This window comes from Candidatus Bathyarchaeota archaeon, from assembly GCA_026014465.1.
GTDB lineage: Archaea > Thermoproteota > Bathyarchaeia > Bathyarchaeales > Bathycorpusculaceae > JADGNF01.
The window spans coordinates 598,950-615,920 of record JAOZID010000010.1; the positions used below are offsets into that span (position 1 = coordinate 598,950).

A 16,971-nucleotide genomic window follows, 5' to 3' on the forward strand; every position below is an offset into this window, starting at 1 on the left:
ACAAGGTTTATGTTTTTCGTGAAGGTATGCTACTTGACCAACGATGGATATCCTTGATGTTAAAGACTTGTCGGTGAAAGTCGAAGACAAGCTTATCCTGAAAAATGTTTCTTTCAGCCTCAAAAAAGGCGTTAGTCACATACTTTTTGGGCCAAACGGTTCAGGAAAAACTACGCTCATAAGTACGCTTATGGGTCTTCCTGGGTACGAAGTTGTTTCAGGAAAAATCTCTTTCATGGGACAAGACATAACCAACGCGACCGTGGATGAACGTGCTAAACTGGGCATGGTGGTTAGCTTCCAAAATCCCCCCGAAATAGCAGGTATAAAACTGGGTGATTTGCTTAAACTGTGCGTGGGCAAGACAGCCGCTGACGAGTTTAGCGAAGAAGAGAAAAAACAAATCGAAAACTTTAGGCTAACAAGGTTTTTGGACCGCGATATTAACGTAGGTTTTTCAGGTGGCGAAAGAAAACGCAGCGAAATTCTCCAGCTTATCTTCCTCAAGCCAAAGCTTTTGCTTCTTGATGAACCTGACAGCGGAGTAGACGTAGAAAGCTTAAGCCTCATAGCAGACCAAATCCAAAACTACGTGGCAAGCACCGGCGGCAGCGCCCTAGTCATCACGCATAAAGGCGACATTTTAGAGCACGTAAAAGCAGAATACGGCTGCATACTTCTAAGCGGACAATTCCACTGCTTCACAGCCCCAAGAGAAATCTATAAAGACATTAAAAAAATGGGTTACGAAGAATGCGTAGCTTGCAGAAGAAGAAAATCCGAGGGATGGGAAAGTGAGCAAAAAGAGTGAACTTGTAGATATTCCACATCAGATTCTTGAAGAAGCCCAAAAAGCAGGAATGGAATCTGACGAAGAGAAACGTTCAGGCACCTTCTACCATGTAGACCAAGAAACCATAGCATCCAAAGTGAACCAGCTCTACGAGGGCAAACTGGAAATGATGGACATAAAAGATGCCCTAAAAAAGTACGACTGGCTCGAAGATTACATGTGGAAAATCGTCTCCAAAGACAAAGACGAGTACACCCGCAAAGTAGCAGAGGAATACAGCGGCGGCTACTTCATGCGCATCATGCCCGGCGCAGAATTAACTTTCCCACTACAGTCATGCCTTATGATTACACAAAAAAACTTGGAGCAACGCGTGCACAACATCATCATAGCCGAAGAAAACTCCAAATCCCACCTAATCACCAGCTGCCTGCAACACTCAGGAGTAACAAACGCCTCCCACATAGGCGTTAGCGAAATCTACGTCAAAAAAGGTGCCATGCTAAACTTCACCATGATCCACCAGTGGAGCGAAGAAACCAAAGTGCGTCCCCGAAGCGCCACAGAAATCGAAGACAACGCCACATTCGTCTCAAACTACGTATGCATGCGCCCCGTACGTGACATGCAAATGTACCCCGTAGCTTACTGCAAAGGAGTCGAATCCCGCGCAAGCTTCAACAGCATCCTGTACGGACAGAAAAACAGCAATTTAGACGTGGGTTCAAAAGCGGTTTTAGCGGGCAGGGGCAGCAAAGCAGAGATGGTAAGCCGCGCCATAGCACGTGAAGGCTCCAACATGGCAATACGCGGACTCATCGAAGGCGACAACACCGAATGCAAAGGACACCTAGAATGCCAAGGACTACTCATGGACGACATATCAGTACTACAATCCATCCCCGAGTTAATCGCCAAGAAAAAAGGCGTAGAAATCACCCATGAAGCCGCCGTAGGCAAAATCAGCGAAAAAGAAATCACCTACCTAATGACCCGAAAACTAACACACGACGAAGCAGTCTCCCTAATCATTCGAGGATTCATGGACGCAGGCATACTAGGCTTACCTGAACAGCTAAACGCAGAAATCAAAAACATCATCGACGCCTCCACCCAAGGAAGCTAAACCCACAAACAAACGAGTCACACTTCAAACCACACTCCTTCCTTTCTTACCACACACACTTTTTTAGGCTAAAACACTCCCAGCGTACAGCCTGTCCAAACAAGCAAAGAAGCGACGGCTGCAAAACTGGGGTTATGGGAGTTTGCAAAGCTGAGGCGGCGGTTTGTCTTTGGCGTTGTTTTTGGGTTTTTCTGCTCTGCCAGGGAAGTGTATGACTTTTACGCGGCTTAGGATAATTGCAGCGATTATGCCGCCTGCGCCTCCGAAAACTAAGTGGGATACTCCTGCAACGCCTATGCCTGCTAAGATTAGGTTAGCGCTAGAGCCGATTAGGACGGAGGTGTAGTAGTTTACAAGCATTTTTGCGAAGCTGCCAAAGGCGCCCAGCAAGAAGCCAACGAACATGTTGCTTAGGTGTCCTTTGAAGAAAATTGCCATGATGTCCATGGTGGCTCCCATCACTACGTATTCAACGACTTTGATTAGTCCCTCATCGCTCATGCCAATGGAACCTATGAGCAGACCTGAAAGAACGCCGATGTAGGTGCCTGAACCGAACTTGCGAAGGAGCCCAATGCTGATGATGAAGGGAATGACCCATAAAAGGGCGTTATGTCCGGGCACGCGCATGGGAGTTTTGAAGAACGTCTTGAGAACGTAGACCATTGCAGCCATGAGAGATAAGAAGCAAACTTCGGATACCGAGAAGTATTTTTGCTTCACCCGTTTGCCCTCGGTTAGTCAGGGATGCTGGATTGCAGGTGAAGCGCGAAATCTTCAGTTATGGCGCCGTCTACAGCTACAAGGAGAACAAAGTTGTCCTGCACGCGCGACCCTGTAAAGTTCACGTAGAAGGTGCCTTCTAAATCTTCGGTGGTTGTTACGTCGCCTGTGGGGTTGCTGGGGTCAGTGGTTATGTGCATGGAGTTTAATCCGCCACCGTCTTTTTCGAATTTCATGTAGTAGGTTTCGTCTCCGAAGTCGTCGTAGGTTGCGCCTGCTTGGTTGGAGACTTTAACGTTAACGTTTGTGCTATCGGGTAGAACTTGGGCGTTTTGCACTGCACTTGCCTTACCAGACGACGCAGAAGCCGTGACGTAGTAGCCGTTTGCTCCTGAACCGTCTACGCGGTTTGTCCAAGAAATCCCGTCGTTTTCATGTATGTAACCGTAAATGTGGAAAGCCGCAGTTCCCTGCAGGCCAGAAAACTCGTAATCCACCCGCACACACGGGAAAGTCGCGTCCAGATTCGAGGTCGCATTCAAATCTACAAACAGGAGATGATACGTGGTTTCGCCGTTGACGTCGCCGTCTGGAACTATGGGCATTTTAGAATAGTAAGGCGCCCAAGCTTGTGGACCATACAGAAAACTCTGCGCGGTAAAGGTTTCATCCAACGCGTAACTCGTAGGCGCAGACAAATTAGGGTCTTGACTTAGAAAAGTCCACTGAATAACAATCACTGAAACAATCATTAAAGCAAAAATGGCGAAAGCCACTACCAATTTCTGTTTTACTTCCATGTTAAGCCCTCTTCACTGCAACTAGGCAGTTATCGCATTCTTCTACAAAGAGCACCACGCGACCTTGCAGAAACGACGGTGTAGCGTTTTTTAGAACCGTGATTTGTCCCGACGTTACGGTTTCGCCGTTTGCTTTGACAACTTGGTCGATGCCCGCGCTCAGTACTTCTTGCACGGAACGAACACCTGTCAACTCGCGGTTCTTGCCTTTTAGCAAAAACCTGCCGTCGTTACCCAAAGAAGCAAGGCCTAAACCTGCAACCGCACCAATTATGCCTCCGCAGGTTCCACCCAAGCCTTCCAACCGTATTTTGCTGTGTCGTGCCACGCTTTTTGCGCGTTCCTGATTGGTGATGGATGTTTTGGCGTCTTGACCAAACGCAACCACTGCAGGCGCAATCTGGCTGCCGTCCGCTATGGCTAATCCTGGGTCGCTGCCCTCTATGAAATCGCTAAGCAGCAGCTTCTTGGCGGTTTCGAATATGGGGTCGGCGGCGGTTTTTGGTGCGTCTATGTGGATGACGGCGCAGCTGTTGTGTGAGGTGAAGGGTATGTCAGGGTGCACGAGCAGTTGATGTCGGGTAACGCCAAATACGGGGTAGTCTTGAGCTATGGCTGTGGCGACGTCTCTGGCTAACCTGCCAGTTCCACGAGAATTCAAGCTGTCGGTGTCATCCAAGCCCAAGTAAATCATCGTGTGTGCTCCAAATACGAAATGCTCACCCAACTACAACGTACCCAAAGAATAAAAGCTATTCCCACGCCGCATCTAAAACGCTACGGCAGCAGGCTTTTTGCTGCAAAAGGCTTATTCAGCAGGGGCGAGTTACCTTGCCAGAGGCGCACTAATTGACTATTTGTTGCAGGAATCCTCACAGCCACCACAATCACCATACGGCGAGTTACCTTGCCAGAGGCGCACTAATTGACTATCGAGGCAAACAGGACACTGGGCGTTGTAAGCGCAATACTAATCATTTGCAGTTCAATTGCAGTATACATAAGCACAATACAAGTTTTTTATCCAACTTCAACGTTCATTGGAATCGGAGCCAGTTTTGGCGTAGTGGGCTTTGTAGGCATCATCTTGCTTTTTGTTACTATGTACGGTTTGAGCAAAGACTACCGCGAACCCGCAATCTTCAACCACATGCTTTATGGCTTCTTGACCAGCATAGTAGCCAGCGTAATCAGTGTAGGCGTAACATTTGCCGCGGTTTTAGCGAATTTGGAGGGAATTATCCAAGGCATAAACTATGCACACACGCAACCTATTGCTGTGCCTGAATTGTTTGAAGCAGTTATGGGTTACATACCGTACGCGTTCATAGTCGCAGCTATAGCCACTTTGATTCAAATGCTGTTTTACAACAAAGCGTTCAGTGCTCTTGCAGACAAATCTCGTGTGCCAAAATTTGGCACCGTTGGGAAGATACTAATAGTAAGTGGTGTGGTGAACATCGTCTTTGGGGTATTTGCGGCGTTGTTGGTTTTCACTGGCTTGGCGCCAGCGATGACTGTTTTGTTTTTGCCAAGTGTGGGAGGTGCGGTGCAAATTATTGCTTGGATAGCAGCAACGCAAGCATACTTAGCTATGAAACCATCAATTCAATTGGAGCAATAATTAGTAGTCAAAACAGCAAGCAAAAAGAATAGATTACAATTTCACCCAAAGACCCCGCATTATGATAGGCAAATTTCACGTTTAAGTTTTGTTTGATTTAGCACAAAGTGGAATATGGAAGGTTTTATAACCACAAAGAAGAACAAATTAAGGCGGCTGTCATGACTCACACGATAAAAGCAATAACCTTTGGCGGTGTAAACTGCTACCTAATCAAAAACAACGAAGACTTCGTACTAATTGACACGGGATTCTCTAAACGCCGCAGCGACATAGAACAACAACTCGAAACCGCAGGCTGCACACCAGGAAAACTACAGCTAATCGTCTTGACACATGGAGATTTTGACCATAGCGGAAACGCCGCCTACTTTCGCGAGAAATACCAAACAAAAATTGCCATGCACCGCAACGACATAGGCATGGTCGAAAAAGGCGACTTATTCTATAACCGCGACATCTCAGCGTTGATGCGTTTCTTTGGCAAAATTCTCGTCGTTTTCCTACGCACCCGCCTAAACAAACCTGACCGATTCACCCCCGACCTATGCTTCGAAGACAACTACAACATATCCAATTTTGGACTCAACGCCCAAATCCTGCATCTGCCAGGGCACTCCAAAGGCTCCATAGGCATCCTAACCCCCCAAGGTGACCTATTCTGCGGCGACCTAATAGAAAACAAAAGCCAACCCGAGAAAAACACGATAATGGACGACGACCAAGCATTCGAACAAAGCATCGAAAAACTCAAGCAACTCAAAGTAAACACCGTTTACCCCGGACACGGAGAACCGTTCCAGATACAAGAATTCCTAAAAAACCACAAAACAACAATCTAACCACGCTCATGCAGCACCAAGGCATCTTAAAAAGGGCGGTGCGAATATAGGTGATGGAAAGAATTGTTTTGTGGTGTTGTGAATGCAGGATAAAGAGGTAAAGAAGACCGTTCGAAGGGCTTATTCTAAGATAGCGAAAACAGGTTCTTGTTGTTCGTGTAGCTGCCAAGGGGGGGAGTCTCAGGCAAAAAAGATTTCCAAAAGCATCGGGTACTCGGATGAAGAGATGGATTTGGTTCCAGAGGCAAATTTGGGTTTGGGATGCGGCAACCCAACTGCTTTAGCAAACCTCAAAGAGGGTGATGTGGTTTTGGATTTGGGAAGCGGCGCGGGCTTTGACAGTTTCTTGGCATCCAAGAAAGTAGGCAAAACAGGCAAAGTCATCGGAGTGGACATGACTGAGGAGATGATTGACAAAGCACGGATTTTGGCGCGTGCTAACGATTACACGAACGTTACGTTTAGGCTTGGCGACATCGAAAAGCTGCCCGTGGAGGACGAATCCGTCGACGTAGTCATAAGCAACTGCGTAATCAACCTTGCACCCGACAAACTCAAAGTCTTCCAAGAAGCCTACCGCGTCCTCAAAAGAGGCGGAAACATGTACGTCTCAGACATCGTCCTACTAGACGAACTCACACAAGAACAAAAAAACGACGAAAACCTCCTATGCGGATGCGTCGCAGGCGCCCTACAAAAACAAGACTACCTAAACAAAATCAAACAAGCAGGCTTCACCACAAAAATCCTACACGAAGACACCCAAATCAGCAAAACCCAATACAACAACATACCACTCGAAAGCATCAAAATCCAAGCCACAAAATAACCCCGCCACACCCTTTTTAGAAAACCAAAGACGCCACAGACAAACTCGAAGCATCTAACCGCGAGGTGGAAATGGGTTATTTGTGGTAGACTTTTTTGCGGTGTCCTACGGTTAAGATGGTTATTTCTTTTTTGGATAGTTGGTAGATGATTCGGTAGTCGCCTGTTCGGAAGGATTTTAGGTCTGATAGTTGTCCGACAAGCTGTTTTCCTGCGGCGGGGTTTTCTTTTAGTATTTTTAGTTCTTTTAGAATTCGAAGTTGTGTTTGTTTGTCAATTCGTTTGAGCCGTTTTAGGAATTCTTTGGTAAATATTAGCTCAAAGGTCTTTTTCATCTATGCTCAGCTCTTGGAGCAGTTCTTTGTAGCTGAGGGTACGGTTTTCTTTCACGTCTTTTTGGCTGGCTTTAATGCTTCTCACCAAACTGTCGTCGCTTAAAACATCTAAAGTCTCCCTAAGCTCCTCCACTGCAACACGCAACCTAGGAAGCTCATCCGCAATAACCCGAAGATTCTTCTTATCCTCATCCGTAAAAACTGCTTCAACCAACACAGTCACCAGTTATGCAATGTACTATCTGAATAGCATCGAGTATTAAAATTTCCCCATCAACAAAGAGTTTTGTGGTGCTACGGGCAGGATTCGAACCTGCGAACCCCTGCGGGAAAGGATTTCCCATCGGGCGCCTAAAGTCAAAGCGTCGATCTTGAGTCCTTCACCTTTGACCTGGCTTGGTTACCGTAGCCCATTGTGTTGTTGGGTACAGACTTTTGTTTTTGTGGCTTATTAACTATTTGCCGCGGCTTTATCGGGTTGGTCGGCTGTTTTTGGTGGTGGATTTAGGGGAGGGTTTGTTTTAGTTGGTCTGTGAAGGTTTTGAAGCGGTTTATGCCTTGTTGCCAGAAGGTTGGGGCGGTGATGTCAAGGTCGAGGTGGTTTGCGATTTGTTTGGGGGATTTGCTGCTGCCTGCGCTTAGGGCTTTTTTGAGTTTGGGAACCAAAGCCGCGCCGTGTTGGAGGTATTTTTCGTATAGGGCGTAGACGAAGAGCTGCGCATAGATGTAGGGGTAGTTGTAGTAGCGGTAGTTTGCCATGTAGTAGTGGGGTTTCATGGTCCATTCGGCGGGCATTTCGGGGAGCCATTTTACGGCGTCTTTGAAGATGTTGTCGCGCGCAGTTGTCCAGTGGCGGCAAATGGTGGAGTAGTCTAGGTACTCTGCGTTTTTGATGCTTTGGTAGAGTGCCTGTTCGAATCGTACGCGGGCGCAGACTTGGAAAATTACTTGTCCTGCCTCATCCAAAACCAGGCACAAAACGGCTCTGCGCTGCGCATCTGATGTTGCTTGGGATAAGAGCAAATCCGTTAGCAACAGCTCGCCAAAAATTGAAGCCGTCTCCGCCACCACTGAAGGCATGCCCATGTTTAATGGGGTCTGGCTGCGCTGCGCGTAATAGTCATGCGTTGCGTGCCCCAACTCATGCGCCAACGTATACACATCACCTAACGAACCCGTAAAATTATCCAGTATAAACGCGGATTTGCCTCGATACCATGATGCACAGAAGGCGCCGTTGCGTTTTCCAAAGCGCGGCGAGACGTCGATGTGGCGTTTCTCGAACATGTCTATTGCTGCTGTGGCGTATTTTTCGTCAAAGCGTTGGTAGGCTTGGGTGACAAGTTGCTGGGCATCTTCAAATGAGAATTCCTGTTTGAGCGCGTCGGGTAGGGGCGCGTTGATGTCGTGGTTTCCCAAGACGGGCAGGTTTAGGAGTTTGGCTTTGAGTTGGAGGTATTCTTGGAATATGGGGGCGTTGGTTTCGACGGTTTGGAGCAGGTTGTCAATTATGTTTTGTTCGGTGTCGTTGCTTATTAAGCTGGACTGCATGGGGGAGGCGTATTTGCGGCGTTTGGACGTGTTGACCCAGTCGTTGCAGATGTTACGAAGCGCCGCCGCAAAGAGTTCCCCGTCTTTGCCCAGCAAGCCGTAGATGGCGCGGTTTGCGGATTCGCGTGTTTGCCTATCAGGATGCGACAAAAGCCCGTTGGCTTCGCCGTAGCTGAGCTGTTTTTGTTCGCCCAGAACTGTTACGGTGAAGGTGCGGGTGTTGAGCCATTTGCCCTGAAGTTCCTCCCAGGCGTCGACTCCGAACTGGTCTTTTTCGATTATGAGTTGCTCTTCAACTTCGCTTAGCTGATGCGGCACCCTGCGCAAAACACGCTCCAGCATGTGCTGATACGCAGAAAGTTCGGGCTGGTTTGGGAGGTTAGGGTTGTCGCTGAGGGCTTTGCCAAGTTCTAACGAGAAAAACGCTAGTTGCTGGCTTAGTTGTGCGGTTAATTTGCCAACCCAGTCGTGTAGGGTTTGTGTTTGGGGGGAAGTCATGTCTGCCGCAAACGATAGTCCCGCATATAAGGAGAGGTCTTGGAGTTTTTCTTTGAACACTTCGAATTCGCGCAGGCACCATAGCAGTTGAGCGGGCGTGTAGGTGCTTATTTTTCCGCGGTGTTTTTCCTCGAACGCGTCAGCTAAAGCGCTAACGTTTTGGCGGGCTTGCTCTATGGAAGGGTCAGATATGCAAGGGAAGATTTCAGTTAGGTTCCAGGTGGTTGGGTTGGACAATGGTTTTCGCCGTTTAGAAATGGGGTTGCGGGTTATTGTGTTTTACTTTTTGTTTGCGTGGCGGGTTTATGGCAAAGCATAAGTATTCACGCATGCAAAGGTTTGAAGCAGAGATCAGCAGGTAAGTGAGGTGAATTTTCTAAATGATGATTATACCCTTGGACTTGATGAGCGACTTGTTCGGGTACATTACAGGCAGCTTAGGCGGAATACCCACCATAGCAGTCATGGCAATCCCGTTGGTTGTCGGCTTAATCATTGGTTACCTAATTAAGAAAGTCCTGAAATGGGCCATCATCGCAGCAGTCATCGTTGCGGTCATCGCATACTTTGGATTCTTCGGAATAACCTTTGCCACACTACAGAGCCTAATAGACGAGTATGGACCAATGGCAGCACAAGGAGCCATACTACTCTTTGGCATGCTACCGCTTGGAATAGGATTTGTAATAGGGTTGATACTGGGCTTCATATTCGGGTAAACCCTCAACTTTCCTTCTTTCTTAAAACAAAAATTTTTCCGTGCAGACACGCCCCAGTAAATCAAAGCAGTTTTGTTGAAAAAAGGGTTAAAAATAGAAAGGGAAGCTTTTGCTGGGTTAGAGTTTAATGGCTTTTGATGATTCCCAGAGTCCGTGGATGTTGCACATGGAAACAGCGATGAGGGTGCCGGGTTTGCTTGTTTTGAACCAGGTGGCGACTTTGTGGTTGGTGTAGATGGTGCTGGTGTTTGGTCCTTGGGCGGAGGCTCCGTGGGCGTTGAATTCGTAGCGGCCGATTTGCTGGGGGAATTTTTCTCCTTCAGCTTGGAAGTATACGCTAATCCAGTTTATGTGGTGCTCGGTGGTGTTGGGGTGGGCGATTTCTTTGCCTATGCTGACGGTGACTTCTACGAACTCGTCCGCTTTGACGGTGTCGGGGCAGTCGATTACGGGTACGTGCTTCTCAGTTTTCCAGTCAGATTCTTGTACTAATTCTCCAATTTTCATGAACGTTTTCACCTCCTACGGTGAACCTTGTTTAGGTGCCTACAAACAATGATACAGGCTACGACGCCTTCCATTGAAGAAAGGCTTCACACCGTATATATCGGGTTTCTTTGCATAAAAAGGATTGCACAGACAACTCTAGGTGTCACCTGATGGATGGAGGTTTAGGGTTTTGCTGTGGAAATGGTGTTCAGATGCATTGTTCACCCAAGTTGGGGTTTTATGGTCAATAGTGCAGGTTTTCATAATTTTTATGAACGCATATCAAATATGTTTATATTAAAGTAGACAGTAGGTGAAGTATGAAAAAGAGTTGGTTGATATGACAACAGAAATGATGTGTAGATTCAAGGAATATGTAGAAAAGAGCGGAATGGACTGGATGGAACCAGGTCTGTGTGAAGCCGAAGCGGAGGCGTTCTAAGTGTTTGTGGGCGTAGCCGCATCAGTGTTGGCTTCAAGTTTTGGTTCTGCAGCGACGGGTAAAGAGCTCTTCAGGTTCACCAATACAATCAACTCAAATAATCATCTTTACATTTCATCGCTTCAAAAAATCAAGCCCCTCAAAAGACTAAACATCACAGCAAAGGAGGTCGCCTAAAATACAAGCATTAGTACTGCCCAGAAAGAAATGCAACTACTGCAACTCATGGACAAGCCACAGCGTCGATGGCAAAGTATGCCTAACATGCGGAACAGGGCAAACAGAAAAAATCGCGGAGATCCAAAGCCAATGATCAAAGAAGAACTGCCGTTTTGTGATGAATGCGGCAAACAGTTAACCGCGTGGACCACCCAAGAAGCCTTAAGCTCTGATTGGGGCGGATGGCCTGACTGGAAAACCGCGCAAAAACATTACTGCAAAAGCTGCCACGACCAAATCGTAGAAGAATGGGAAAAAGACGCAGATTTCCCCGCATGTGGTCTTTGCGAAACATACCCCTGCAAACAAGGACTCGCCTGCTGGGACGACCGATGCTCCCCCATCGAAAAAATCTCACACAAAAACTTCTTTGGCGAACTAGCAGCAAAACCCACAATCAGGCAAGTTGCAACAGTTCGCATCTAACCCCCAATTTTTAAACAGCCAAACCTTAGGCGGCGTTTAGCCGTCAGCAACCCTAATTTTTGGAGTCTGTTTTGCAGTTTTTCTTTTTGCATTTGTTTATGTTGAGAGTTTGAAGCAGTATCGGGGCCATTGGGGCCAGTTTTGGGTGGTGTTGCAGCTTTGGAAGTCGATTTGTAGTTGCATGCCGATTTTTAGTTGCTCGGGTGCTACGTTGGATATCATGCCTGGGATTTTTAGACCGTTTTCGAGTTGTATGATGCCGACGGTGTAAGGGGTTATATCTTGGAATTGCGCTGGGGCTACGTGTATGGTGGTGTAGGTTAATAGTTTGCCTTTTCCGCTGATTTGTATCCATTGGAAGGTTTGGTTGTAGCAGTTGTCACATAGGGGTCTTGGGGGCAGGTGGAGTTTGCCGCATTTTTGGCATTTGCCTGCCATGAGTTTTTGCTGCGCGAGGAACTTGTAGAACTGCTCGATTGTGAAGGCTTCTTGGGTGCTCATTGTAGGTTGCTCCTGTAAACGTGCACGGTTGCCGTGGCTCCTGAACCGCCAACATTATGGGTTAAGCCGACCTTTGCGTTTTTGATTTGGCGTTGCTTGGCTTGCCCGGTTAGTTGCAGGTAGATTTCGTAGGCTTGTGCGGTTCCTGTGGCGCCAACAGGGTGACCTTTGGCTTTTAAGCCGCCGCTGGTGTTAACTGGTAGTTTGCCTCCAAGGCGGGTTTCGCCGCTGTCGATTAGTTCGCCGCTCTTGCCTGTGGGGCAAAAACCCAAATCCTCGTAAGCCATCAACTCGGCAAAGGTAAAGCAGTCATGCACTTCAGCGACCTGTACCTGTTGGGGCTGCACCTGTGCCAGGTCATACGCGGTTTTTGCTGCTGTTTTGGTTGCTTGCAGACTGGTTAGGCTTTTGCGTTCGTACAAGCCAATGGTGTCGCTTGCTTGACCTGACCCCACAATGTGCACGGGGTTGTCGGTGTACTTGCTTGCCAGCTCGGGCTTGGTAAGTATGACGCAGCTTGCGCCGTCGGTAATCAACGAGCAATCATAGAGTTTGAGGGGCCAAGCAACCATTTTTGAAGCCATGACCTTTTCAAGCGGGACTTCTTTTTGCATGTGGGCTTTGGGGTTAAGGCTTCCGTGGTAATGGTTTTTGACGGCGACTTTTGCCATGTGCTCTTGGGTGGTGCCGTAAGCGTTCATGTGTGCATTCGCCATAAGCGCAAAGAGACCAGGGAAGGTTATGCCGTGCCATTGCTCAAAGGGGTAGTCGGAAGCCATTGCCAGGTATTCGGTGACTTCGGAGGTGGTTCGGTGGGTCATTTTTTCGACTCCGCCTACCATGACGGTGTCAGCTAAGCCTGAGAGTACGGCGTAGATGCCTGAGCGTAGGGCGGCGCCGCTGGATGCGCATGCGGCTTCGGTTCGGGTGGCGGGGATGCCGGTGAGTCCTGCCCAGTCTGCCATGGCTGAACCTGTGTGTCCTTGGTGTTCGTAGGCTTCGCCCATGTGACCGATGAAGAGGGCTTTGAGGTCTTGTTTGGGGTCAAGTTTGGGGCAACGGTCAAAAGCTTCTTTGGCGGCGCCTGCAAAAATTTCTCTGGCGTATGAGCCTTCGTGTTTGCCAAACTGTGACAAACCTGCACTGATTATCGAAACAAGGGGCTTTCCATTCAAACTAACAGTTCCCTTCCATTACTTTTTAGGTCTGGTGAGGTTTAAAGACTATGCAAAGTAGCTTTCCAAGTCTAAAGCTTTTACGCTTCAACAGGAAAACGGGGCAGTCCAGCAAAGAAAAGGAGCCCACCAAGGCAGTTTAAGAGGCAAACCTGCAGCAGTTCAGCACAAAAACGCATCAACGGACAAAGATGGGAAACCTGCGAAAAGCTTAACTGCATAACCTGTACATTGTAGGAGAATTGGGGAGACGCAAAATGTATCCTGATTCAAATGGTTCAGCCTTTGAAACAAACAAGATTATCGGTGGAATCGGAGCGCTCCTAACAGCCATCGGGTCTTTTTTGCCGCTCCAAGAAGCCATGGGAATCATCGCCGTAATAGGCTTAATACTTGTCCTCATTTCAATGCGGGGTTTATCGATAACCTTCAACAACGAGTGCATCTACCGAAACGCGCTCTACGGAACCATCTTTGGCGTCATCGCAACAGGCATCGGCGTAGCCTTAGTATCCGTCCTGCTCGCCGTGTTTACCGGCGGACACATTGCGCCATTTGGCATTTTAATTAGCATCGCAGCAGCCATATTAGGGCTCATCGTGATTTTCATATTCTTTCTAGTTGAAGCCATATTCTACAAGCAAGCATTCGCTTTACTTGCAGGCAAATCAGGGGAAGGCATATTTCGCACGGGCGGATTACTGCTGCTCATAGGCGCAGTCCTAACAATAGTGTTTGTAGGCTTCGTGCTCTTGTTCGTTGCATGGCTAATAATTGCTGTAGGCTTCCTCTCCATGAAAACCCCCATACACATCCAAAACACCACCCACGTCGCCAAAGCCCCGCCGCCACCTCCACAGCCATCTGCCACAATCCCGCCTGCTGGAGAGAAAAAATTCTGCACTGACTGCGGCACAGAAAACCAATCAGACGCAATCTTTTGCGTACACTGCGGAAAAAAACTAAAAGACAAATAGCTACTCAGTTAACGCATAGCTACAGCAACATCTTGTTAGAGGGGTCTTTGCGATGTTTAGCGTCAGGAAATTGGGGTTTGAGGATTTAGGGTTTGCAGTTGACCTTGCTAACAGCATGAACTGGAGCATGACTAAAGAAGACTTCAAGTTCAGTTTGCAGCTAGAACCCAACGGATGCTTTCTTTTGCTGCACAACCAAAAACCCACAGGAGTAATTACCTGCATCAACCACAACCGCGAAATAGGCTGGTTTGGCAACCTCGTAATCACAAAAGAAAACAGAGAAAAAGGCGCAGGAACCACCTTAGTAAACCACGCCATAAACTACCTAAAAAACGCGGGAGCCTCAACCATAGGACTCTACGCTACCGAACAGGTAACGGGTTTTTACGAAAAATTAGGGTTCAAGCAAAACGGCAAATTCGCGGTTCTACACGCCAAAACAATCGCCAGTACGCAAACAACAAACTCCACAAAAACAAGGGAGCTAACAGAAAAAGATCTGCCCACCGTAGCTGCGTTTGACCAACGGTGTTTTGGGGCATCACGCAGAAAACTCTTGGAGGCTATGCTTCAAAGACCCGACGCGGCGTGTTTGGGCTACTTTGAAGACGCAATGCTGCTGGGGTATGCAACGGCAAAGGTTAGCGGAGTGGTGGAGGTTGGTCCGCTGGTTTGCCAGAAAGGACGCAGGGATGTGACGGTTGCTCTTCTGGGGGAGGTTTTACGCAGATTTGTGGGGTGTGAAGCGTTTTTGTATGTTCCGCTGGTGGAGTCTGCGGTTTTGGATGCGGCTATTGGAGCGGGGTTTGTGGAAGAGTTTGGGGTGGTGCGAATGTTTTTAGGTGCTGCTGTGACTGGTGATTGTGTGTACGTTGCGGAATCTTTGGAGCGGGGCTGAGTTGTTGTATGGATAATGTTTTGTGTCGTTTGATTGTGGCGGATTTTCTGGATTGTTCTTGGGAGAGCATAAAGACGCTTGTTGATGCGGTTTCAAAGTCCCGCGAAAGGGAGCGCCGCGCGGTTTCTATGTTCAAGCTGGAAGGGGATAAGCGGGTTGATTTAGTTTTTGAAGGGCACAGGTTTTTTCTGCGCGGCTCAGTAGAGTACTCCAACCCGCAGGTTACGTTGGAGGAGATGCAGGGCATTATAGGGATTAAACTGCTTGAAGCCTGCGGTAACCACTTCTACAACAACGGCTTACATGAACCCAACGCCGACGACAACGCCGCAATCTGTGAACTGCTTGAAAAACCCGCAAAAGGTCCCGTGGTAGGTTTTCTGTTAAACACTGATGATGTGGAACCTGACCGTTACAGCATGAACCCGCTTAAAACATCCATAGTGGAAAGTGGGCAAAGCTCATATCCCGCGGGCAAAGTCACCACCCAAGGCTTAAGCGTTGACGAAGAGTTCGTGAAAAAATACTCGGGAACCCTAATCTCCAGAGGCGAAACAGAACTAATCAAAACACAACTGCAAAACGCGGGAGAGTCTTACTTGGATTTTGTGGACGCCATAAAGTACGCGCAGCTTGCAGCCTTCTCAAGGGTTTTCTGTGTGGATTTATGTTTGCCGTCTATGCGCATGCCAATCTCAACGCTGCAGTCCGAAAACAAAGAAGGGTTGCTGCATCAAATCATCAGCATAACGCATCAGGATTTTAGTTCCGTAGAGCAGGCGTACCAGTGCATGGGCAGAAGCATGAAAAAAAGAAAAACCTTGCTGACGGTTCCACATTCATCGTTGGGGTTTGGAAGCAAACGCGCGGCTCGGGGAAAACTGTATTTTGAAGAGCAAAAACTCAAAAGCGTAAGCGTACGCTACAAAGACACGCTGCTGTACCCTAACGATGTAGACCCCACAGATGTCAGCGTCGCCAAAGGAGAAGACAGCTTCGAAGTAGACGCCAAACTGCTCTCCGACTACAGTTTCGTAGAGACACCATCGTCGCCGCAATTTTTCTTGTACTCTTTGGGTTCACCTGAAGATGGGACGTTGTGGCATGGAGTGGGAAAGTATGCTGCTCCAAAGCTGCTGCAGAGTTATTCGAATGCACGGGGAGCTTGCCGTCGTGACCAGCTGTTTGCGGGTTTGCCTGAACAGTTTGGTGTTGGCGTGGAAGTGCCGTTGCAGTTTAATTTGGTTCCTGAAAGCATGTGGGTGCACCCAAAGCATGGCAATATTGATGCAAGCGTGGGCACCATTGAAGACCCCGTGGGGTTGCTACGGCTGGGCATGAAAATTGAGCATCTTGCACGTTTTAGTTAGGAGGCAGATTTGTGGCGTCATGGTCGGAATATTTTTCGATGAAGGCGTTTCGGGCGCTGCGACGTTTGGGTATTCAAAAGTTGCTGCAACTGCGAAAGCCCATGCACAAGTTCACTGACTGCTTTTTGGGTTTTGAGGACGTTGAGGCAGTAAAGGAGCTCTTTGGAGACCAAACCAAACAGGTCTTGGAGAAGCTGCAGGTGGAGTTCATCTGGTTTGGGTACATGGGCGTAGACAACAAAGACGGACACCTCATGGTAAACACGCGGTACCTCAAAGAAGGCGATAAAACCGAAATCTACCTTGACATCATCCATGAACTCTGCCACGTCAAACAGCACATGCAAGGCAAAGACCTCTTCGACCCCCGCTACAGCTACGTAGACCGCCCCACCGAAATCCAAGCCTACACCCACGCAGTCAAAGAAGCCCGCCGCATAGGATGGAGCGACCAAAAAATCTGCCAGTATCTCAAAACCGAATGGATAACCCCCAGCGACCTCAAACGCCTCGCAAACCACGTAGGCGTCAAATGCTAAAAACGCTAAAACCACGCAAAAACTAGACCCCCGCCCCCCTTTTCTGCATACAATTAAACTTTGGACCCAATAGGTTGGTGTCCGCTGCAGTTG

At 48.1% G+C, this 16,971-nt stretch carries 22 protein-coding genes and 1 tRNA gene; 13 read left to right on the plus strand and 10 right to left on the minus strand.

Going from position 1 to position 16,971, the window contains the following annotated elements:
• Nucleotides 1–43: 43 nt before the first annotated feature.
• Both sufC and NWF04_05175 read left to right on the plus strand, forming a co-directional pair.
• A complete protein-coding gene (gene sufC / locus NWF04_05170) occupies nucleotides 44–811 on the plus strand; it encodes a Fe-S cluster assembly ATPase SufC (GenBank protein ID MCW4005972.1) in 768 nt (255 codons plus the stop codon).
• Complete coding sequence (locus NWF04_05175) at nucleotides 795–1,919, plus strand: SufD family Fe-S cluster assembly protein (protein MCW4005973.1); 1,125 nt, start codon at nucleotides 795–797, stop codon at nucleotides 1,917–1,919. Before sufC ends, NWF04_05175 begins: the two co-directional genes overlap by 17 nt.
• A 132-nt stretch (nucleotides 1,920–2,051) precedes the next feature.
• Here NWF04_05175 and NWF04_05180 read toward each other — a convergent pair whose 3' ends face one another.
• Genes NWF04_05180 through NWF04_05190 form a run of 3 tightly spaced genes read right to left on the minus strand, consistent with a single transcriptional unit; the run spans nucleotide 2,052 to nucleotide 4,136 of the window.
• A complete protein-coding gene (locus NWF04_05180) occupies nucleotides 2,052–2,642 on the minus strand; it encodes a cobalt ABC transporter permease (GenBank protein MCW4005974.1) in 591 nt (196 codons plus the stop codon).
• 14 nt (nucleotides 2,643–2,656) lie between these two features.
• The gene (locus NWF04_05185; GenBank protein MCW4005975.1) at nucleotides 2,657–3,442 is read right to left on the minus strand and encodes a hypothetical protein; all 786 of its coding nucleotides are present in this window, start codon (nucleotides 3,440–3,442) and stop codon (nucleotides 2,657–2,659) included.
• Between the two features lies 1 nt (nucleotide 3,443).
• Entirely contained in the window at nucleotides 3,444–4,136 is a 693-nt protein-coding gene (locus NWF04_05190; GenBank protein MCW4005976.1) for an ABC transporter substrate-binding protein, read from the minus strand.
• A gap of 231 nt (nucleotides 4,137–4,367) precedes the next feature.
• On the opposite strand from NWF04_05190, the gene NWF04_05195 reads away from it, so the two are divergent.
• From NWF04_05195 to arsM, 3 genes are all read left to right on the plus strand, one after another.
• On the plus strand, nucleotides 4,368–5,066 hold the full coding sequence (locus tag NWF04_05195) for a DUF996 domain-containing protein (protein MCW4005977.1): 699 nt from the start codon (nucleotides 4,368–4,370) through the stop codon (nucleotides 5,064–5,066).
• Between the two features lie 161 nt (nucleotides 5,067–5,227).
• A complete protein-coding gene (locus NWF04_05200; protein ID MCW4005978.1) occupies nucleotides 5,228–5,908 on the plus strand; it encodes an MBL fold metallo-hydrolase in 681 nt (226 codons plus the stop codon).
• Between the two features lie 82 nt (nucleotides 5,909–5,990).
• The gene (gene arsM / locus NWF04_05205; protein MCW4005979.1) at nucleotides 5,991–6,737 is read left to right on the plus strand and encodes an arsenite methyltransferase; all 747 of its coding nucleotides are present in this window, start codon (nucleotides 5,991–5,993) and stop codon (nucleotides 6,735–6,737) included.
• Between the two features lie 76 nt (nucleotides 6,738–6,813).
• Here arsM and NWF04_05210 read toward each other — a convergent pair whose 3' ends face one another.
• The 4 genes from NWF04_05210 to NWF04_05225 all read right to left on the minus strand — a co-directional run bounded on the left by NWF04_05210 (nucleotide 6,814) and on the right by NWF04_05225 (nucleotide 9,357).
• The gene (locus NWF04_05210; protein MCW4005980.1) at nucleotides 6,814–7,071 is read right to left on the minus strand and encodes a type II toxin-antitoxin system RelE/ParE family toxin; all 258 of its coding nucleotides are present in this window, start codon (nucleotides 7,069–7,071) and stop codon (nucleotides 6,814–6,816) included.
• Nucleotides 7,055–7,285: a hypothetical protein gene (locus NWF04_05215; GenBank protein MCW4005981.1), complete on the minus strand. Its 231-nt coding sequence runs from the start codon at nucleotides 7,283–7,285 to the stop codon at nucleotides 7,055–7,057. The genes NWF04_05210 and NWF04_05215 overlap by 17 nt, the downstream gene beginning before the upstream one ends.
• Before the next feature lie 75 nt (nucleotides 7,286–7,360).
• Nucleotides 7,361–7,481: transfer RNA gene (locus NWF04_05220), tRNA-Leu, on the minus strand.
• 94 nt (nucleotides 7,482–7,575) lie between these two features.
• A complete protein-coding gene (locus NWF04_05225; GenBank protein MCW4005982.1) occupies nucleotides 7,576–9,357 on the minus strand; it encodes a M3 family oligoendopeptidase in 1,782 nt (593 codons plus the stop codon).
• Nucleotides 9,358–9,500: 143 nt separating this feature from the next.
• On the opposite strand from NWF04_05225, the gene NWF04_05230 reads away from it, so the two are divergent.
• On the plus strand, nucleotides 9,501–9,839 hold the full coding sequence (locus tag NWF04_05230; GenBank protein MCW4005983.1) for a hypothetical protein: 339 nt from the start codon (nucleotides 9,501–9,503) through the stop codon (nucleotides 9,837–9,839).
• A 117-nt stretch (nucleotides 9,840–9,956) separates the two neighbouring features.
• On the opposite strand, the gene NWF04_05235 is transcribed toward NWF04_05230, so the two are convergent.
• Nucleotides 9,957–10,346: a class II SORL domain-containing protein gene (locus NWF04_05235; protein MCW4005984.1), complete on the minus strand. Its 390-nt coding sequence runs from the start codon at nucleotides 10,344–10,346 to the stop codon at nucleotides 9,957–9,959.
• Between the two features lie 295 nt (nucleotides 10,347–10,641).
• Between NWF04_05235 and NWF04_05240 the strand changes: the two genes are divergently transcribed.
• The 3 genes from NWF04_05240 (at nucleotide 10,642) to NWF04_05250 (ending at nucleotide 11,415) form a co-directional block, all read left to right on the plus strand.
• A complete protein-coding gene (locus tag NWF04_05240) occupies nucleotides 10,642–10,770 on the plus strand; it encodes a hypothetical protein (GenBank protein MCW4005985.1) in 129 nt (42 codons plus the stop codon).
• Nucleotides 10,771–10,947, plus strand: coding sequence for a hypothetical protein (locus NWF04_05245; protein ID MCW4005986.1), 177 nt, complete (start codon nucleotides 10,771–10,773; stop codon nucleotides 10,945–10,947).
• A gap of 132 nt (nucleotides 10,948–11,079) precedes the next feature.
• Nucleotides 11,080–11,415, plus strand: a complete 336-nt coding sequence (locus NWF04_05250) for a hypothetical protein (GenBank protein ID MCW4005987.1) — start codon at nucleotides 11,080–11,082, stop codon at nucleotides 11,413–11,415.
• Nucleotides 11,416–11,511: 96 nt separating this feature from the next.
• On the opposite strand, the gene NWF04_05255 is transcribed toward NWF04_05250, so the two are convergent.
• A complete protein-coding gene (locus tag NWF04_05255; GenBank protein ID MCW4005988.1) occupies nucleotides 11,512–11,916 on the minus strand; it encodes a Zn-ribbon domain-containing OB-fold protein in 405 nt (134 codons plus the stop codon).
• Nucleotides 11,913–13,091 (minus strand): thiolase domain-containing protein, encoded by a 1,179-nt coding sequence (locus NWF04_05260; protein ID MCW4005989.1) that lies wholly within the window; start codon nucleotides 13,089–13,091, stop codon nucleotides 11,913–11,915. The genes NWF04_05255 and NWF04_05260 overlap by 4 nt, the downstream gene beginning before the upstream one ends.
• A gap of 257 nt (nucleotides 13,092–13,348) precedes the next feature.
• Between NWF04_05260 and NWF04_05265 the strand changes: the two genes are divergently transcribed.
• From NWF04_05265 to NWF04_05280, 4 genes are read left to right on the plus strand one after another with little or no spacing between them, the layout of a single operon-like run.
• Nucleotides 13,349–14,068 carry a DUF996 domain-containing protein gene (locus NWF04_05265; GenBank protein ID MCW4005990.1) on the plus strand — a complete coding sequence of 240 codons (720 nt, stop codon included), beginning with the start codon at nucleotides 13,349–13,351 and terminating at the stop codon, nucleotides 14,066–14,068.
• Nucleotides 14,069–14,120: 52 nt separating this feature from the next.
• Nucleotides 14,121–14,969, plus strand: a complete 849-nt coding sequence (locus NWF04_05270; protein ID MCW4005991.1) for a GNAT family N-acetyltransferase — start codon at nucleotides 14,121–14,123, stop codon at nucleotides 14,967–14,969.
• Between the two features lie 8 nt (nucleotides 14,970–14,977).
• A complete protein-coding gene (locus NWF04_05275; protein MCW4005992.1) occupies nucleotides 14,978–16,339 on the plus strand; it encodes a hypothetical protein in 1,362 nt (453 codons plus the stop codon).
• 11 nt (nucleotides 16,340–16,350) lie between these two features.
• On the plus strand, nucleotides 16,351–16,878 hold the full coding sequence (locus tag NWF04_05280) for a hypothetical protein (protein MCW4005993.1): 528 nt from the start codon (nucleotides 16,351–16,353) through the stop codon (nucleotides 16,876–16,878).
• The last annotated feature ends 93 nt before the right edge of the window (nucleotides 16,879–16,971 follow it).

Bases quoted from the DNA above. Each gene is read 5' to 3' on its own strand.
- NWF04_05230 (MCW4005983.1), top strand. From the start codon at position 9,501: ATGATGATTATACCCTTGGACTTGATGAGCGACTTGTTCGGGTACATT.
- NWF04_05270 (MCW4005991.1), top strand. From the start codon at position 14,121: ATGTTTAGCGTCAGGAAATTGGGGTTTGAGGATTTAGGGTTTGCAGTT.
- sufC (MCW4005972.1), top strand. From the start codon at position 44: ATGGATATCCTTGATGTTAAAGACTTGTCGGTGAAAGTCGAAGACAAG.
- NWF04_05255 (MCW4005988.1), bottom strand. From the start codon at position 11,916: ATGAGCACCCAAGAAGCCTTCACAATCGAGCAGTTCTACAAGTTCCTC.
- NWF04_05210 (MCW4005980.1), bottom strand. From the start codon at position 7,071: ATGAAAAAGACCTTTGAGCTAATATTTACCAAAGAATTCCTAAAACGG.
- NWF04_05250 (MCW4005987.1), top strand. From the start codon at position 11,080: ATGATCAAAGAAGAACTGCCGTTTTGTGATGAATGCGGCAAACAGTTA.
- NWF04_05235 (MCW4005984.1), bottom strand. From the start codon at position 10,346: ATGAAAATTGGAGAATTAGTACAAGAATCTGACTGGAAAACTGAGAAG.
- NWF04_05200 (MCW4005978.1), top strand. From the start codon at position 5,228: ATGACTCACACGATAAAAGCAATAACCTTTGGCGGTGTAAACTGCTAC.
- NWF04_05190 (MCW4005976.1), bottom strand. From the start codon at position 4,136: ATGATTTACTTGGGCTTGGATGACACCGACAGCTTGAATTCTCGTGGA.
- NWF04_05185 (MCW4005975.1), bottom strand. From the start codon at position 3,442: ATGGAAGTAAAACAGAAATTGGTAGTGGCTTTCGCCATTTTTGCTTTA.
- arsM (MCW4005979.1), top strand. From the start codon at position 5,991: ATGCAGGATAAAGAGGTAAAGAAGACCGTTCGAAGGGCTTATTCTAAG.
- NWF04_05275 (MCW4005992.1), top strand. From the start codon at position 14,978: ATGGATAATGTTTTGTGTCGTTTGATTGTGGCGGATTTTCTGGATTGT.
- NWF04_05265 (MCW4005990.1), top strand. From the start codon at position 13,349: ATGTATCCTGATTCAAATGGTTCAGCCTTTGAAACAAACAAGATTATC.